This is a genomic window from Cellulomonas fengjieae (assembly GCF_018388465.1).
GTDB lineage: Bacteria > Actinomycetota > Actinomycetes > Actinomycetales > Cellulomonadaceae > Cellulomonas > Cellulomonas fengjieae.
The window spans coordinates 1,818,985-1,834,269 of record NZ_CP074404.1; the positions used below are offsets into that span (position 1 = coordinate 1,818,985).

At 71.7% G+C, this 15,285-nt stretch carries 12 protein-coding genes; 9 read left to right on the forward strand and 3 right to left on the reverse strand.

The features are described 5' to 3' along the window. Positions 1–11: 11 nt before the first annotated feature. Positions 12–1,019: a TerC family protein gene (locus KG102_RS08430; RefSeq protein ID WP_208289991.1), complete on the forward strand. Its 1,008-nt coding sequence runs from the start codon at positions 12–14 to the stop codon at positions 1,017–1,019. Between the two features lie 10 nt (positions 1,020–1,029). After that, positions 1,030–2,055 (forward strand): TerC family protein, encoded by a 1,026-nt coding sequence (locus tag KG102_RS08435; protein ID WP_249667522.1) that lies wholly within the window; start codon positions 1,030–1,032, stop codon positions 2,053–2,055. Position 2,056: 1 nt separating this feature from the next. Here the strand turns inward: KG102_RS08435 and KG102_RS08440 are convergent, their stop codons facing one another. After that, the gene (locus tag KG102_RS08440) at positions 2,057–2,341 is read right to left on the reverse strand and encodes a YciI family protein (protein ID WP_208213533.1); all 285 of its coding nucleotides are present in this window, start codon (positions 2,339–2,341) and stop codon (positions 2,057–2,059) included. 37 nt (positions 2,342–2,378) lie between these two features. On the opposite strand from KG102_RS08440, the gene KG102_RS08445 reads away from it, so the two are divergent. Genes KG102_RS08445 through KG102_RS08455 form a run of 3 tightly spaced genes read left to right on the forward strand, consistent with a single transcriptional unit; the run spans position 2,379 to position 5,788 of the window. Beyond that, complete coding sequence (locus KG102_RS08445; protein ID WP_208289990.1) at positions 2,379–3,539, forward strand: acyl-CoA dehydrogenase family protein; 1,161 nt, start codon at positions 2,379–2,381, stop codon at positions 3,537–3,539. Positions 3,540–3,541: 2 nt separating this feature from the next. Beyond that, positions 3,542–4,066, forward strand: coding sequence for a GNAT family N-acetyltransferase (locus tag KG102_RS08450; protein WP_243884843.1), 525 nt, complete (start codon positions 3,542–3,544; stop codon positions 4,064–4,066). A gap of 30 nt (positions 4,067–4,096) precedes the next feature. Then, complete coding sequence (locus tag KG102_RS08455) at positions 4,097–5,788, forward strand: AMP-binding protein (RefSeq protein ID WP_208289988.1); 1,692 nt, start codon at positions 4,097–4,099, stop codon at positions 5,786–5,788. 22 nt (positions 5,789–5,810) lie between these two features. Here KG102_RS08455 and KG102_RS08460 read toward each other — a convergent pair whose 3' ends face one another. Further along, a complete protein-coding gene (locus KG102_RS08460; RefSeq protein ID WP_249667523.1) occupies positions 5,811–7,634 on the reverse strand; it encodes a glycoside hydrolase family 15 protein in 1,824 nt (607 codons plus the stop codon). 107 nt (positions 7,635–7,741) lie between these two features. Here KG102_RS08460 and uvrA point away from each other — a divergent pair, with 107 nt between their 5' ends. Beyond that, positions 7,742–10,639 carry an excinuclease ABC subunit UvrA gene (uvrA, locus tag KG102_RS08465; protein WP_249667524.1) on the forward strand — a complete coding sequence of 966 codons (2,898 nt, stop codon included), beginning with the start codon at positions 7,742–7,744 and terminating at the stop codon, positions 10,637–10,639. Between the two features lie 74 nt (positions 10,640–10,713). On the opposite strand, the gene KG102_RS08470 is transcribed toward uvrA, so the two are convergent. Beyond that, positions 10,714–11,226, reverse strand: coding sequence for an OsmC family protein (locus KG102_RS08470; RefSeq protein ID WP_208213528.1), 513 nt, complete (start codon positions 11,224–11,226; stop codon positions 10,714–10,716). 73 nt (positions 11,227–11,299) lie between these two features. Between KG102_RS08470 and uvrC the strand changes: the two genes are divergently transcribed. The 3 genes from uvrC to KG102_RS08485 are packed head-to-tail and all read left to right on the forward strand — an operon-like array spanning position 11,300 to position 15,254. After that, the gene (gene uvrC, locus KG102_RS08475; protein WP_208289986.1) at positions 11,300–13,339 is read left to right on the forward strand and encodes an excinuclease ABC subunit UvrC; all 2,040 of its coding nucleotides are present in this window, start codon (positions 11,300–11,302) and stop codon (positions 13,337–13,339) included. Then, positions 13,336–14,280 (forward strand): RNase adapter RapZ, encoded by a 945-nt coding sequence (gene rapZ, locus KG102_RS08480; RefSeq protein ID WP_208213526.1) that lies wholly within the window; start codon positions 13,336–13,338, stop codon positions 14,278–14,280. Before uvrC ends, rapZ begins: the two co-directional genes overlap by 4 nt. Further along, on the forward strand, positions 14,277–15,254 hold the full coding sequence (locus KG102_RS08485; RefSeq protein WP_208289985.1) for a gluconeogenesis factor YvcK family protein: 978 nt from the start codon (positions 14,277–14,279) through the stop codon (positions 15,252–15,254). The genes rapZ and KG102_RS08485 overlap by 4 nt, the downstream gene beginning before the upstream one ends. The last annotated feature ends 31 nt before the right edge of the window (positions 15,255–15,285 follow it).

Below are 15,285 nucleotides of genomic sequence, written 5' to 3' on the forward strand. Positions count from 1 at the left end.
GGGGTACATCTATGGACGTGTCCGGCTGGATCTGGGCAGCGACGGCGGTCTTCGTCGTCGGACTGGTCGTCTTCGACTTCTACGCGCACGTGCGCACACCGCATGCTCCGGGCTTCAAGGAGTCCGCGCGCTGGTCGATCTTCTACATCGGGCTCGCGCTGATCTTCGGTGTCGTGGTGGGCATGGTCTGGGGCTGGGGCCCTGGCGCGGAGTACTTCGCCGGGTACGTCACGGAGAAGAGCCTCTCCGTCGACAACCTGTTCGTCTTCCTCATCATCATGACGAAGTTCGCGGTGCCCCGGGAGTACCAGCAGAAGGTGCTGCTGGTCGGCGTGGTGATCGCGTTGGTCCTGCGCACGATCTTCATCCTGGCCGGCGCCGCGGCGATCGAGCGGTACTCGTGGGTGTTCTACATCTTCGGCGCGTTCCTCGTGTACACGGCGGTGAAGCTGGCCCGCGAGCACCACGACGACGAGCACCCGGATCCCCGGGAACAGCGGGACAGCCTCCTGGTCCGCATGCTCAAGCGCGCGCTGCCCACCACGGACGAGTACCACAGCGACCGCCTGACGGTGAAGATCGACGGCAAGCGGCTCCTCACCCCGATGCTCCTCGTCATGGTCGCCATCGGGTCGACCGACATCCTGTTCGCGCTCGACTCGATCCCCGCCATCTACGGGCTGACCGAGGAGCCGTACATCGTCTTCACGGCCAACGCGTTCGCCCTGCTCGGGCTGCGTCAGCTGTACTTCCTCATCGGTGGCCTGCTGGATCGCCTGGTGTACCTCTCGCAGGGGCTCGCCGTCATCCTCGGCTTCATCGGCGTCAAGCTCGTGCTGCACGCCATGCACGTCAACGAGCTGCCCTTCATCAACGGTGGCGAGCCCGTCGAGTGGGCACCTGAGATCCCCATCTGGCTGTCCCTCACGGTCATCCTCGGCACCCTCGCCGTCGCCACCGTCGCCAGCCTGCTGAAGACCCGGAACGACGGGCGCATCGCCTCGTCCACAGAGAGCTGAGGACTACACGGTGAACGTCGACCCCCTGGTGTGGATGGTTTCGCTCGGCATCGCCGGGCTCCTGATCGTGGTCGACATCGCCGTCGTCGCTCGTCGCCCCCACGTGCCGTCCACCGCCGAGTGCGTGCGGTACCTGGCCTTCTACATCGGCCTCGCCGTGCTGTTCGGGATCGGGGTCTGGGCGACCTCCGGCGCCGAGTTCGCCGGCCAGTTCTACGCGGGGTGGCTGACCGAGTACTCCCTGTCGGTGGACAACCTGTTCGTGTTCCTGCTCATCATGGGCAAGTTCGCGGTCCCGAAGCAGTACCAGCAGACGGCGCTGCTGGTCGGGATCGTCCTGGCGCTCGTCTTCCGCGGGCTGTTCATCCTGGCGGGCGCCGCCGTGATCGATGCCTTCAGCTGGGTCTTCTACCTCTTCGGTGCGTTCCTGGTCTGGACCGCGTGGAAGGTCGGCCGTGAGGGCGAGGCCGACGACAGCGACGAGTTCCACCCGCCGCTGATCCTGCGCCTGGTGCAGAAGTGGTTCCCGGCCACCCAGCAGTACCACGGCGTGAAGCTCACCGTGGTCGAGGGCGGGCGCCGGCTGGTCACGCCGATGTTCGTCGTCCTGGTGGCGCTGGGCGCGACGGACCTGCTGTTCGCGTTCGACTCGATCCCGGCGATCTTCGGGCTCACGAGCGAGCCGTACCTGGTGCTCATGGCCAACCTGTTCGCGCTCATGGGCCTGCGCCAGCTGTACTTCCTGCTGGGCGACCTGCTCAAGCGCCTGGTCTACCTGAACATCGGGCTGGCCGTGCTGCTGGGCTTCATCGGCGTCAAGCTCGTGCTGCACGCTCTGCACGAGAACGAGGTGCCGTTCATCAACGGCGGTGAGCCCGTCGCGTGGGCGCCCGATATCCCGATCTGGCTGTCGCTGAGCGCCATCGTCATCATCCTGGGCGCCACCGCGGTGGCGAGCATCGCCAAGGTGCGCCACGACGAGCGCAGGGGAGTCATGCCGGTTCCCGTGCTGCCCGTCGTCGGCGCACCCGACTGACTCAGGCGCTCCAGGGACCGAGCACGACGTCCCAGGCGCGCACGTCGCTGTGGGCGACGAGGCCCTCGCGGACGAACGGGTCGTCCGCCAGGATCGCGTCGACCACCTCCGGCGAGGGCGCGCGCAGGACGAGCAGGGCGCCGGGGTCGCCGTCGGTGAACGGGCCCGAGCCGAGCAGCGTGCCGTGCTCGACCAGTGCGGACAGGTACGTGCGGTGCTCGGGCCGGAAGTGGTCGCGCACGTCGGTGCGCTCGTCGTACGTGTAGCGGACGGCATAGGTAGGCATGGCGCCATCCTGCCCGAGCCGGTGGCAGAGTGCTGACATGGCACGGACCCTGCGCACGCTGCTCACCGACGACGTCCTGGCGCGCATCCACGAACGGGCGCCCGCACACGACCGGGACAACACGTTCCCGCACGAGGACCTGGCCGACCTGACCGGGCTGGGGTACCTGTCCGCGTTCGTCCCCGAACGCCTCGGCGGTGCCGGGCTGAGCCTCGAGGAGGTGGCCCGGGAGCAGGTGCGGCTCGCGGGAGCGGCACCGGCGACCGCCCTGGCGGTGAACATGCACCTGGTGGTCACCGGCCTCGCGGCGCTCCTCGTGGCCAGGGGCGACGACTCCGTCGAGTTCATCCTGCGCGACGCCGCGGCGGGTGAGATCTTCGCGTTCGGCAACTCCGAGCCCGGCAACGACCTGGTCATGTTCGGCTCGCGGACCCGTGCCGAGCGGCAGCCGGACGGGTCGTACCGGTACACGGGGACCAAGATCTTCACCTCCCTCTCGCCGGTGTGGACGCGACTGGCCACGTTCGGGCTCGACGACGCCGACCCGGACGACCCCCGGCTGGTGCACGGGGTGGTGTCCCGGGCGGACGGGGGTATCGAGGCGCGCGACGACTGGGACACCCTCGGGATGCGCGCCACGCAGTCGGAGACGACCGTGCTCGACGGGGCGCTCGCCCGGGCCGACCGGGTGTACCGCTCGTTGCCGCCGGGGCCGAGCGCCGACCCCTTCGTCTTCGCACTGTTCGCGGTCTTCGAGATCCTGCTCGGGGCCGTGTACACCGGCATCGGGCGGCGGGCGATCGAGCTCGGGATCGCGGCGGCGCGCCGGCGCACGTCGATGAAGTACGACGGCCGCAGCTACGCCCAGGACCCCGACATCCGCTGGCGGATCGCCGATGCCGTGCTCGCCCAGGACGGCGCCGAGCTCCAGGTCTTCGCACTCGCACGCGACGTGGACGAGCAGGCGGACCACGGGGCGCGCTGGTTCGCGCAGCTGGTCGGGCTGAAGGTCCGTGCGACCGAGTCGGCGCGGGTCGTCGTCGACGACGCGATCCGGGTCTCCGGGGGCAGCTCGTACTTCTCCGGCAGCGAGCTCGCCCGGCTGTACCGCGACGTGCTCGCGGGACTGTTCCATCCGTCCGACGACGAGTCGGCGCACGCCACGGTGGCCACCTCGGTGCTCGGTCCGCCGGCGTGACGATGGAGCTGCCGGAGGCGCTGGACCTGCCCGTGCGTGAGGCTCGGATGCGGGCGCTGCGTGACGACGACTGGGTCCTGGACCGTGACCTGTCCCGGGTCCCCGACGTGCCCCGGTGGACGTACTACCCGGCAGACCTCAGCGCAGAGCGCGCCCGGGAGTGGGTCGCCCACAGTCTTGCCGTGCGCGCCGACCGACGCGGCGGGCGGTTCGTCGTGGAGGTCGGGGGCGCTCCTGTCGGCACCGTCGGGATCACCCTCCGTCCGGACGGGCCCTCGGTGTACTACGCGTTCCTCCCCGCCGGCCGGGGGGGCGGCCTGGCGACGGAGTCGGTGCGGGCCGTCGCCCGCTGGGCTCTGGCGGACGGAGCGCCGCACGTCGACGCGCGCACCATGGTGGATAACGTGCCGAGCGAACGGGTCCTGGAGCGGGCGGGATTCCGGCGTCGTGGTCTGGACGTCGGGCCGGACGGCGTGCAGCTCACCTGCTGGAGACTCGCCCGCGACCGGCAACCTACTAAGCAGTAACTTACGCTTCCGTAGGTTACGATTTGTGCTATGACCACAGAGGGACCGCACCACGTGTCGACCGCCGCCTCGAACGATGCCCCGCGCGAGATCGAGATCCCCGACGAGCCGCTCACCGCAGCCCTCGACCGAGCGGCCGAGCGCTGGCCGGACCGGGTGGCCGTCGACTTCGTCGGCGGTTCGACGACGTACCGCGAGCTGGCCGACGCGGTCGCCCGCGGCGCCCAGGTGCTGCTCGACCTGGGCGTCCGCCCCGGTGACCGGGTGGCACTCGTGCTGCCCAACTGCACCGCTCACGTCGTCGCGTTCTACGCGGCGCTGCGCATCGGCGCGATCGTCGTCGAGCACAACCCGACGTACTCCGCCGGGGAGCTCGCTCACCAGCTCGCCGACTCCGGTGCCGTCGTCGCGCTCGTCTGGGAGAAGGCCGTCGACCGGGTGCTGGAGACCCTGCCGCGCACTGCTCTGAAGGCCGTCGTCGCCGTGGACCTCTCGGCCGACCTGCCCCTCGCCAAGCGCCTGGCGCTGCACCTGCCGGTGCCCAGCGCCCGGCGCACCCGCCAGGCGATGTGCGGCAAGGTGCCGCCCGCGTTCCCGATGTGGCACCGGCTCGTGGCGAAGTCGGCCCCCCTCGACCCCGCGCACCCGGTGCCCGCCGCGTCCGACATCGCCCTCCTGCAGTACACCGGGGGCACGACGGGGACGCCCAAGGGCGCGATGCTCACCCACCGCAACCTGGTCGCCAACTCCCTCCAGGGACAGGCCTGGACCGGTGCGGTGCCGGGCACCGAGGTGGTCTACGGCGTCCTGCCGTTCTTCCACGCCTTCGGTCTGACGCTCTGCCTGAGCTACGCGATCCGCGTGGGCGCGACGCTCGTCGCGTTCCCGTCGTTCGACCCGGCACTCGTGCTGGCCGCCCAGAAGCGCGTCCCGGGGACCTTCCTGCCCGCGGTCCCGCCGATGCTGGACCGTCTGGCCGACGCTGCTGTGGCGGCCGGGGCGGACCTGTCGTCGTTCCGCTACGCGATCTCCGGCTCGATGGCCCTGCCCGCGGCGACCGCCGAGAAGTGGGAGCGGGTCACCGGCGGCCTCGTGATCGAGGGCTACGGCATGACCGAGACCTCCCCGGTCGCGCTCGGCAACCCGCTCACCGACGCTCGCCGGCCGGGCACCCTCGGCCTGCCGTTCCCGAGCACGTCGATCCGCGTCGTCGACCCGCAGGACGCCACCCGCGAGGTCGCCACGGGCGAGCGCGGCGAGCTCCTGATCAAGGGCCCGCAGGTGTTCGCCGGGTACTGGCAGCGGCCGGAGGAGACGGCCGAGCAGCTGCTCGAGGGCGGCTGGCTGCGTACCGGGGACATCGTGACGGTCGACGAGACCGGCTGGGTCGTGCTGGTCGACCGGATCAAGGAGATCATCGTCACGGGTGGCTTCAAGGTCTACCCGTCGCAGGTCGAGGACCACCTGCGGGGCATGCCGGGGGTGGCGGACGTCGCCGTCGTGGGCGTCCCCGGAGGCGACCTGGGGGAGACCGTGGTGGCCGCGGTGGTGCTCGACGCCGGTGCGCGCGGGATCGACCTGGACGCCGTCCGGGCGTGGGGCGAGCGTCACCTCGCCCGTTACGCGCTGCCCCGCCGGCTCGTGCTCGTCGACGAGCTTCCGCGGTCGCAGGTCGGCAAGGTGCTGCGGCGCGTGGTGCGGGAGTCCCTGCTCAAGCGCTGACGGTCGCCGTCGGCGGTCGCGCTCAGCGGCCGCTTCGCTCGAGGGCCTGGTCGTGGCTGTGCACCGCGCGGACGAGCGCGAGGTGGGACAACGCCTGCGGGACGTTGCCCGCCATCCGCCGGCCGACCGGGTCGTACTGCTCGGCCAGGAGCCCGACGTCGTTGGCGAGCCCGACGAGAGTGTCGAGCACCTCGGTGGCGCCGTCCAGGTCGTCCGAGCGAGCCAGCGCGTCCGCGAGCCAGAACGAGCAGGCGAGGAAGGCGTGCTCGTCTCCCTCGAGGCCGTCGTCCGTGTGCTCCGTGCGGTACCGCCGCAGGAGCCCCGGGGCGACCTCCAGCTCGGCGCGGATCGCCGCGAGGGTCGAGAGGATCCGCGGGTCGTGCGCCGGCAGGAAGTCCACCTGGGCGAGCTGGAGGAGTGCCGCATCGGTGTGCCCGGCGCCGTAGAACTGCACGAACGTCCCCCGCTCGGCGTCCCAGCCGTGGGCGAGCACGTCGGCGTGGATGGCGTCCCGCTCCTCACGCCAGCGCTCCACCGGACCGTCCAGGCCGTGCTTCTCGACGGCGCGCACCGCCCGGTCCACCGCCGCCCAGGCCATCACCTTGGAGTGCGTGAAGTGCTTGCGCTCCCCGCGGACCTCCCAGATCCCACGGTCCGGCTCGCGCCACCGGCGGAGCAGCTCCTCGAGAAGGTGGCACTGCAGAGACCACGAGGAGCTCGTCTCGGTCAGGCCCTCCTCGCGGGCGAGCTCCAGCGCCAGCATGACCTCACCGAGCACGTCGTTCTGCACCTGGTCGACGGCGGCGTTGCCGACGCGGACCGGTCGGGAGCCCGCGTACCCGGACAGGTGGGTGAGCTCTCGCTCGGGCAGGTCCCGGGCGCCGTCGACGCGGTACATGATCTGCAGGTCGCTCGGCCCGCCGGCGACGGCCCGCAGGAGCCAGTCCCGCCACTCGGTCGCCTCGTCGCGGTACCCCTGCTCGAGCAGCGCCTCCAGGGTCATCGCCGCATCACGCAGCCAGGAGTACCGGTAGTCCCAGTTCCGCTCGCCCCCGAAGTCCTCCGGGAGCGAGGTCGTGGCGGCGGCGACGATGCCGCCGGTCTCCGAGTCCGTCAGCAGGCGCAGGACCAGCAGGGACCGCACGACGGCCTCGCGGTACGTCCCCGTGTACGGGCAGCTGCGCGCCCACAGGCCCCAGGAGATCCGGGTGGCGTCGATGCGGGCCTCGATGGTCAGCCGCGGCGGGACCGGGGCCCACGACTGCGTCCAGGTGAGCGCGAGCTCGACCGACTCGCCCTCCTGCAGGGTGAAGCGGTCGGTGTGCCGGTGGCCGTCCGGCGTCGGGAGGCGGTCACCGCGCAGGAGGAGCGAGTCCGGGCCCGCGATCGCGCGGATGGCGTCGTTGCCGTCGGCGTCCTCGATGTGCTGCACCCACGGCTCCACGGCGCCGTACCCGAACCGCACGACCCACTCGTGCTCGACCTCGATGCTCCCGCGGGTGCACACGAGCCTGCGGACCAGGTCCGCGCGGCCGTCGTTGAGGGGCATCGTCTCCTGGGCGACCGCGGTGCCAGTCGGCGTCTCGTAGGTGGTCTCCAGGACGAACGAGTCGTCCAGGTAGCGGCGGGTCACCGTGGTCGCGTCGCGCACGGTGAGCAGCCAACGACCGTTGCCGGGGTCGCCCAGGAGCCGGGCGAAGCACGCCGCGGAGTCGAAGTGCGGCAGGCACAGCCAGTCGACCGAACCGCGCAGGGAGACGAGCGCCGCCGTCTTGCCGTCGCCGAGGACGGCGTAGTCCTCGATGGGCACGAGCGGGGGGTCGATGAGGGCATCGCGGCTGTTCACGCGCTGAGCATGGCCTGCAGCCCTCGGACCGGCACGTCGACGCGCCCGGCTGTTCGCCGATGTCGAACGCATGTGCGATTGTCAGAGAGGGCACGTAGACTCCCCGCGTGAACGAACGACTGGTGGTGCAGGGCGCCCGGGAGCACAACCTCCGCAACGTCGACCTCGACCTCCCTCGTGACACGCTCATCGTGTTCACCGGTCTGTCCGGGTCCGGGAAGTCGTCGCTGGCGTTCGACACGATCTTCGCGGAGGGGCAGCGGCGCTACGTCGAGTCGCTGTCCGCGTACGCCAGGCAGTTCCTCGGCCAGATGGACAAGCCCGACGTCGACTTCATCGAGGGTCTGTCGCCGGCGGTGTCGATCGACCAGAAGTCGACCAACCGCAACCCTCGCTCGACCGTGGGCACGATCACCGAGGTCTACGACTACCTGCGACTGCTGTTCGCGCGTGCCGGCACGCAGTACTGCCCGATCTGCGGCGAGCGGGTCACGGCGCAGACGCCCCAGCAGATCGTCGACCGCCTGCTCGAGCTGCCCGAGGGCACGCGCTACCAGGTGCTCGCGCCGGTGGTCCGCGGCCGCAAGGGCGAGTACGCCGACCTGTTCAAGGAGCTGCAGAGCAAGGGGTTCGCGCGCGCCCGGGTGGACGGCGAGGTCGTGCAGCTCACCGACCCGCCGACGCTCGAGAAGAAGCTCAAGCACGACATCGAGGTGGTCATCGACCGACTCGTCTCGCGTGAGGGCGTCAAGCGTCGCCTGACGGACTCGGTCGAGACGGCGCTGGGCCTGGCAGGTGGCCTGCTGGTCATCGAGCTGGTGGACGCGGACGCCGACGACCCGGGCCGCGAGCGGCGGTTCTCCGAGCAGCGCGCCTGCCCGAACGACCACGTCCTGACGCTCGACGAGATCGAGCCGCGCACGTTCTCGTTCAACGCGCCCTACGGCGCCTGCCCCGAGTGCACCGGGATCGGGTCCCGCCTCGAGGTGGACCCCGAGCTGGTGATCCCGGACGAGGACCTGTCGCTCGACGAGGGCGCCGTGGCGCCGTGGTCGCAGATCTCCAGCGAGTACTTCGCGCGCGTGCTCAGCGCCCTGGCCTCCGACATGGGGTTCTCCACGTCGGTGCCGTGGCGGGCGCTGCCGCAGCGGGCGAAGGACGCGGTCCTGCACGGCCAGAACCACGAGGTCAAGGTCAAGTACCGCAACCGGTGGGGCCGCGAGCGGCAGTACTCGACCGGCTTCGAGGGTGTGCTCACGTTCCTCGAGCGGCGGCACACCGAGACCGACTCGGACTGGAGCAAGGAGAAGTACGAGGCCTTCATGCGCGAGGTCCCGTGCCCCGTCTGCAAGGGTGCGCGGCTCAAGCCGGAGGTCCTCGCGGTCCGCGTGGGGGACAAGTCCATCGCCGACGTCTGCGCCCTGCCCATCCGCGAGGCCCGGACGTTCCTCGACGGCCTGGAGCTGGGCGAGCGGGAGCGGGCGATCGCCGCGCAGGTGCTCAAGGAGATCCAGGCGCGCCTGGGCTTCCTGCTCGACGTCGGACTCGACTACCTCTCGCTGATGCGTCCGGCGGCGACGCTGTCGGGCGGCGAGGCGCAGCGGATCCGGCTCGCCACGCAGATCGGCTCCGGCCTCGTGGGCGTGCTGTACGTCCTCGACGAGCCGAGCATCGGCCTGCACCAGCGCGACAACCGCCGGCTCATCGACACCCTGACGCGGCTGCGGGACCTCGGCAACACGCTGATCGTCGTCGAGCACGACGAGGACACCATCCGCGCGGCCGACTGGATCGTCGACATCGGCCCCGGCGCCGGCGAGCACGGTGGCCGCGTGGTGCACTCCGGTGACCTCGCCGGGCTGCTCTCGTCGACCGAGTCCGTGACGGGTGCGTACCTCTCCGGACGCCGGTCGATCCCGATGCCGCAGGCCCGTCGCCCGATCGACAAGGACCGCCGGCTCACGGTGGTGGGCGCGCGCGAGCACAACCTGCGGGACATCGACGTGTCGTTCCCGCTCGGCGTGCTGACCGCCGTCACGGGCGTCTCGGGCTCGGGCAAGTCGACGCTCGTCAACGCGATCCTCTACACCGTGCTCGCCAACGAGCTCAACGGCGCGCGCCAGGTCGCCGGCCGGCACAAGCGGGTGACCGGCCTGGAGCACCTCGACAAGGTCGTGCACGTCGACCAGGGCCCCATCGGCCGTACGCCGCGGTCCAACCCGGCCACGTACACCGGCGTCTGGGACCACGTCCGGCGGCTGTTCGCCGAGACCACCGAGGCCAAGGTGCGCGGCTACACGCCGGGCCGGTTCTCGTTCAACGTCAAGGGCGGACGCTGCGAGGCGTGCTCGGGCGACGGCACGCTGAAGATCGAGATGAACTTCCTGCCGGACGTCTACGTCCCCTGCGAGGTCTGCCACGGCGCGCGGTACAACCGCGAGACGCTCGAGGTGCACTTCAAGGGCAAGACCGTTGCCGACGTGCTCAACATGCCGATCGAGGAGGCCGCGGAGTTCTTCGCCGCCGTCCCCGCCATCTCCCGGCACCTGCGCACGCTCGTCGACGTCGGCCTCGGGTACGTCCGCCTGGGCCAGCCCGCCCCCACGCTCTCCGGCGGCGAGGCCCAGCGCGTCAAGCTGGCCGCCGAGCTCCAGCGGCGCTCGACGGGCCGGACGATCTACGTGCTCGACGAGCCGACCACCGGTCTGCACTTCGAGGACATCCGCAAGCTGCTCGGGGTGCTCCAGTCGCTGGTGGACAAGGGCAACTCCGTCATCGTCATCGAGCACAACCTCGACGTCATCAAGAACGCCGACTGGGTGGTCGACATGGGTCCCGAGGGCGGCAGCGGCGGCGGGCTGGTCGTCGCGGAGGGCACGCCGGAGCACATCGCGTCCGTGGAGGCGAGCCACACCGGACGGTTCCTGGCCGAGGTCCTGGAGCCGGTGGCGACACCACAGCCGGTGAAGCGCAAGCGTGCCGTCAAGCAGGCGATCCCGGCCTGATGGTGAGCGGGACGGACGAGTCTCGCCTTCGGCTACGTCCTCGAACCTCGCTGGCTGAGCCGGCGGTTCGGGGTTCAGTGGGCGACGGACTGCGCGGTCCGCACCGGGACGGGTTCGTGGCGGACCGGGAAGTTCACGGACCGCGCGATGAAGCAGTGCTCGTGGGCCTGGTGGTGCACGTCCGCGAGCACGCCGTCGGTGATCGCGGCGCCGGTCGGCAGGTGGGCGCCCGCGGCGACCGTCACGCGCGGCCGCAGGACGACCTCGCGGAACTGCCCGTGGCCCGCCGCCTCGACGCGCATCGTGCCGACCGCCTGGTCCTCGTACCCGACGACGACCACGCCGGCCGCAGCCGCGAGGTGCAGGAACCAGAGCATGTGGCACTGCGCGAGCGAGCTAACCAGCAGCTCCTCCGGGGAGTAGCGCGACGGGTCGCCCCGGAACGCGGGATCGGACGACCCGGGCAGCGGCGGCTTGGTGCCGATCCTGACCTCGTGGTCGCGGCTGTAGGCGGTATAGCTCGAGGTGCCGCTCCGACCGGCCCCCGTCCAGGTGAGGTCGACGGAGTAGGTGTGCAGGGGGCCCATCTGCCCACGGTAGCGGCGCCGCACCGGCCGTGGGCGATCCGTGTCCTCGATCCGGCGAACTACGCTCGAACCCATGGCTGATCCCGCCACGTACCGCCCCGCACCGGGAGAGATCCCGGACCAGCCGGGCGTGTACCGCTTCCGCGACGAGCACGGCCGCGTCATCTACGTCGGCAAGGCCAAGAGCCTGCGCTCGCGCCTGTCCAGCTACTTCCAGGACCTCTCCGGGCTGCACCAGCGCACGCGGCAGATGGTCACCACGGCCGCCTCGGTCGAGTGGACCGTGGTCGGCACGGAGGTCGAGGCGCTGGCGCTGGAGTACTCCTGGATCAAGGAGTTCGACCCCCGGTTCAACGTCAAGTACCGCGACGACAAGTCGTATCCGTACCTCGCCGTGACGCTCGCCGACACGTACCCCCGCATCCAGGTGATGCGCGGCGCGAAGCGCAAGGGCACGCGGTACTTCGGGCCGTACCCGCACGCGTGGGCGATCCGGGAGACGGTCGACCTGCTGCTGCGGGTGTTCCCGGTCCGCACCTGCTCGGCGGGAGTCTTCAAGCGCGCCCGGCAGCAGGGCAGGCCGTGCCTGCTCGGCTACATCGACAAGTGCTCGGCGCCCTGCGTCGGTCGCATCTCGCCGGAGGACCACCACCAGCTGGCGAAGGACTTCTGCGACTTCATGGCGGGCGACACCGCCAAGTTCACGCGCCGGCTGACGGCCCGCATGAAGGAGGCGGCGGCGGAGCTCGACTACGAGCGCGCCGCGCGCCTGCGCGACGACATCGCGACGCTCGAGCGTGCGACCGAGAAGAACGCCGTGGTCCTGGCCGACGGCACGGACGCGGACATCTTCGCGCTGGCCGGCGACGAGCTCGAGGCCGCGGTGCAGGTGTTCCACGTGCGTGACGGGCGCATCCGCGGGCAGCGTGGCTGGGTGGTGGAGAAGGTCGAGGACGTGACCGACGCCGAGCTGGTGGAGCACCTGCTCCAGCAGATCTACGGGTCGGAGGCGGCCGCGGGCGACGGCGGCGCCGGGTCGTCGGCGGTCCCGCGCGAGGTTCTGGTCCCGGTGCTGCCCCCCGACGTCGAGCAGGTGCAGTCCTGGCTCACCGGGCTGCGGGGCAGCCGCGTATCGGTCCGCGTTCCGCAGCGCGGCGACAAGCGCGAGCTGGCGGCGACCGTGCAGCGCAACGCGGAGCACGCGCTCGTCCTGCACCGCACCCGGCGCGCCGGTGACCTGACCACGCGGAGCCAGGCGCTGCAGGAGCTCCAGGAGGCGCTCGACCTGCCGTCCGCGCCGCTGCGCATCGAGTGCTACGACGTGTCGCACAACCAGGGCACCTACCAGACGGCGTCGATGGTGGTGTTCGAGGACGGACTGGCCCGCAAGAGCGAGTACCGCCTGTTCACCATCCGAGGGCCCGAGGGCCAGGGCGCGCGCGACGACACCGCAGCGATGCACGAGGTGATCACCCGACGGTTCAAGCGCTACCTCGCCGAGCGGTCCGAGGCCGGCGACGTCGAGCTCGGCACGGGCGAGGACGACGACGGCCAGCCGATCCGCTCGGGCCCCATCGACGAGACCACCGGCAGGCCGGTGCGGTTCGCGTACCCGCCGAACCTCGTGGTCGTCGACGGAGGTCCGCCGCAGGTGGCCGCGGCCGCCGCCGCCCTGGCGGAGCTCGGCATCGACGACGTCGCGCTCGTGGGTCTGGCCAAGCGGTTGGAGGAGGTCTGGCTGCCGGGGGACGAGTACCCCGTGATCCTGCAGCGCAGCTCCGAGGGCCTCTACCTGCTGCAGCGGCTGCGGGACGAGGCGCACCGGTTCGCGATCACCGCGCACCGCAAGCGTCGCAGCAAGGGCATGACCACCTCGGTGCTCGACGGCGTGCCCGGGCTCGGTCCGGCCCGTCAGGCGGCTCTGCTGCGCCACTTCGGGTCGGTCAAGCGCCTGCGCGCGGCGTCCGTCGAGGAGATCGCGTCGGTGCAGGGGATGGGGGAGCGCACGGCGGCGGCGGTGGTCGCGGCCCTGGCCGCCCCGGGCGAGAAGGCGGGCGTGCCCGCGGTGGCGGACGCGGCCGCGGACTCTTCTGCTGGCATGCTGGACGCATGACCCACGAGCCTTCGCCGATCACGGTGCCCGCCGGGATCCCCGCCCTCGAGGCGGCCACCGAGGCGCCTCACCTGAGCCAGCCGCAGGTCCTCATCATCACGGGGATGTCCGGCGCGGGTCGCACCCGCGCGGCCGCCGTGCTGGAGGACCTCGACTGGTACGTCATCGACAATCTGCCGGCGCAGATGCTCACCCACCTCGTGGGCATGCTGACCAGCGGGCCGGCGAGCGCCCGGGCGCAGCGGCTCGCCGCCGTGATCGACGTACGCGGGCGCGAGTTCTTCCAGGACCTGGCCCCCGTTCTGGAGGGGTTGCGGGAGCTGGGGGTGGAGTACCGGATCCTCTTCCTGGACGCGTCCGACGAGGTGCTCGTCCGGCGGTTCGAGCAGGTGCGACGTCCCCACCCGCTGCAGGGGCAGGGCCGGATCCTCGACGGCATCGCCGAGGAGCGGGCGATCCTCGAGGACCTGCGTGAGCGCGCGGACACCCTCATCGACACCTCCGAGCTCAACGTCCACGACCTCGCGCGGGAGGTCCGCGCGGTGGTCGCCAGCGGCGCCGAGGACGCGCTGCGGATCTCGATCGTCTCGTTCGGGTTCAAGTACGGGCTGCCCCTCGACGCGGACCACGTGGTGGACATGCGCTTCCTGTCCAACCCGTACTGGATCACCGAGCTGCGGCACCTGACGGGTCGGGACGCCCCGGTGCGCGACTACGTGCTGGGACTGCCCGGGGCGGTCACGTTCATCGACCGCTACGTCGATGCCCTCGAGCCGGTGCTCGCCGGGTACCTCAACGAGGAGAAGCGCTATGTGACCATCGCCATCGGCTGCACGGGCGGCAAGCACCGCTCCGTCGCCGTCAGCGAGGCCGTCGCCGCGAGGCTGCGGGACCGCGGGCACCTGGTGGCGGTGTCCGCCCGCGACCTCGGCAAGGAATGAGGGCGGCCTCGCCGGCCGTCGTCGCGCTCGGCGGCGGCCACGGCCTGTCCGCCTCGCTGTCGGCACTGCGCCTGATGACCGACCGCATCACCGCCGTGGTCACGGTGGCGGACGACGGAGGCTCGTCGGGACGGCTGCGCGACGAGCTCGGCGTCCTGCCGCCGGGCGACCTGCGCATGGCGCTGGCCGCCCTGTGCGACGACTCGGACTGGGGCCAGACCTGGCGCGACGTGCTGCAGCACCGGTTCAGCTCGGCGGGCGACCTGGACCAGCACGCCGTGGGGAACCTGCTCATCGTGGCGCTCTGGGAGCTGCTCGGCGACACCGTCGAGGGCCTCGACTGGGTGGGCAAGCTGCTGGGCGCCCGCGGACGGGTGCTGCCGATGGCGGCGGTCCCGCTGCTGATCGAGGCCGACGTGGTGGACGCGGCCGGCACCACGAGACGCGTCGTCGGCCAGAGCGCGGTCGCCGTGACCACCGGGACCATCAACCAGGTGCGGCTCGACCCCGCGGACCCGCCCGCGTGCCCCGAGGCGGTTGCGGCGATCGAGTCCGCCGACTGGGTCGTGCTCGGGCCGGGCTCCTGGTACACCTCGGTGCTTCCCCACCTGCTGGTCCCCGGGCTCCACGACGCGCTGCACCGCACCCGTGCCCGCATGATCGTGACCCTCAACCTCGCGGCGGGGGACTCGGGGGAGACGGCCGGGATGCGGGCCGACCAGTACCTCGAGGTGCTGCAGAGGTACGCCCCCGACCTTCGGGTCGACGCCGTGGTGGCGGACCCGTCCGCGGTCGACGACGTGGCGGCGCTCTCCGCGCGGTGCGCCGGGCAGGGCAGCCGGCTCCTGCTGCGCCAGGTCGGTCGCGGCGACGGCACGCCGCGCCACGACCCGCTGCGGCTCGCCGGGGCCTACTCCGACGTCCTGGACGGCTTCCTCGGCGACGTCGGCACGCGCGAGCTGCCCGACCAGTGACGGAGCCCGTTGCCGGACACGCGTCCCACAA

What these genes read in the sequence shown, in the direction of transcription:
- KG102_RS08430 (WP_208289991.1), top strand. Translation starts at nt 12, where the DNA reads ATGGACGTGTCCGGCTGGATCTGGGCAGCGACGGCGGTCTTCGTCGTC.
- KG102_RS08440 (WP_208213533.1), bottom strand. Translation starts at nt 2,341, where the DNA reads ATGCCTACCTATGCCGTCCGCTACACGTACGACGAGCGCACCGACGTG.
- KG102_RS08445 (WP_208289990.1), top strand. Translation starts at nt 2,379, where the DNA reads ATGGCACGGACCCTGCGCACGCTGCTCACCGACGACGTCCTGGCGCGC.
- KG102_RS08450 (WP_243884843.1), top strand. Translation starts at nt 3,542, where the DNA reads ATGGAGCTGCCGGAGGCGCTGGACCTGCCCGTGCGTGAGGCTCGGATG.
- KG102_RS08455 (WP_208289988.1), top strand. Translation starts at nt 4,097, where the DNA reads ATGACCACAGAGGGACCGCACCACGTGTCGACCGCCGCCTCGAACGAT.
- KG102_RS08470 (WP_208213528.1), bottom strand. Translation starts at nt 11,226, where the DNA reads ATGGGCCCCCTGCACACCTACTCCGTCGACCTCACCTGGACGGGGGCC.
- uvrC (WP_208289986.1), top strand. Translation starts at nt 11,300, where the DNA reads ATGGCTGATCCCGCCACGTACCGCCCCGCACCGGGAGAGATCCCGGAC.
- rapZ (WP_208213526.1), top strand. Translation starts at nt 13,336, where the DNA reads ATGACCCACGAGCCTTCGCCGATCACGGTGCCCGCCGGGATCCCCGCC.
- KG102_RS08485 (WP_208289985.1), top strand. Translation starts at nt 14,277, where the DNA reads ATGAGGGCGGCCTCGCCGGCCGTCGTCGCGCTCGGCGGCGGCCACGGC.